Origin of the sequence: Pseudomonas sp. 43(2021) (genome assembly GCF_017490805.1) — a bacterium.
Classification (GTDB): domain Bacteria; phylum Pseudomonadota; class Gammaproteobacteria; order Pseudomonadales; family Pseudomonadaceae; genus Aquipseudomonas.
On sequence record NZ_JAFGYJ010000433.1, the window covers coordinates 1 to 467 of the forward strand.

Annotated in this window: 1 protein-coding gene; it reads left to right on the plus strand. The window is 62.3% G+C overall.

Annotated elements, in window-relative coordinates; genetic code table 11:
- The coding region (locus J5M71_RS28020; protein ID WP_207838838.1) for a C-terminal helicase domain-containing protein at positions 1-467 on the plus strand (467 nt) is incomplete at both ends.

The following is a 467-nucleotide window of genomic DNA, read 5'->3' on the forward strand; positions in this document are numbered from 1 at the left end:
GTCTATGAGACGGTGCGTGTGGCGATGGACAAAAAGGTCCGCGACGAAATCGCCCGCAGTGGCGTGGCGCGCAGTCAGATCATCATCCTCGATGCGCTGCTCAAGCTGCGCCAGGTCTGCTGCGATCTGCGCCTGGTCAATATGCCGCTGACGGCGAAGGCGTTGCGCTCGGGCAGCGGCAAGCTGATCAGCCTGATGGAGATGCTTGAAGAATTGCTCGGCGAAGGTCGGCGCATTCTGCTGTTCTCGCAGTTCACCTCGATGCTGGCGCTGATCGAGCAGGAATTGCAGCAACGCGGGCTTGGCTACTCGTTGCTGACCGGCGACACCACCGATCGGCGCACGCCGGTGAGGGATTTCCAGGGCGGCAAGGTGCCGTTGTTCCTGATCAGCCTCAAGGCCGGGGGCACTGGTCTGAACCTGACGGCGGCGGACACGGTGATTCACTTCGATCCGTGGTGGAACCC